Genomic DNA, 379 nt, shown 5'->3' with positions numbered 1-379 from the left:
GGGTGTTCCAGCTGCGGATCAATCCCTGCCCCCACTGCTCTTCCACCACTTGCCGGGCTTTTTCTTTTGCCGCCTTAGGCAGTACACCCAGGGAATTGCCATTGAGATAAATATGCCCGGCGGGCAAATCAAACTGATCTCGGTAGTCAGCAAGGTGATCAACGCGATCCAGTTCTTCAAAATACGCTCTGTTCAGTGTTTGCATTCTTAATTACTCCTGACTTTTCTGATGGCTAGGCAACACTGCGCAACAGTGCCCGTACGGGGGAAGCGTCCAGCGAATCCAGTTTTAACGGCGGTGCTATCAGCTCATACTGTCCGACAGGCACATCATCCAAGACCAGGCCTTCCAGTATCGCCATGCCATGACGTTTAATCG

The 379-nt window shown here is 52.0% G+C and carries 1 protein-coding gene; it reads right to left on the bottom strand.

Annotated features, from left to right (window positions below; all coding sequences use genetic code 11):
• A partial coding sequence (locus tag ACYP03_RS24595) for a hypothetical protein (protein WP_459782465.1) occupies nt 1–205 on the bottom strand: 205 nt, incomplete at its 3' end.
• Nucleotides 206–379: the final 174 nt, after the last annotated feature.

Source organism: Photobacterium sp. R1, assembly GCF_054600795.1.
Note: the sequence above shows the minus strand (reverse complement) of the source record. Positions and strands in the feature narration are given on the sequence as shown.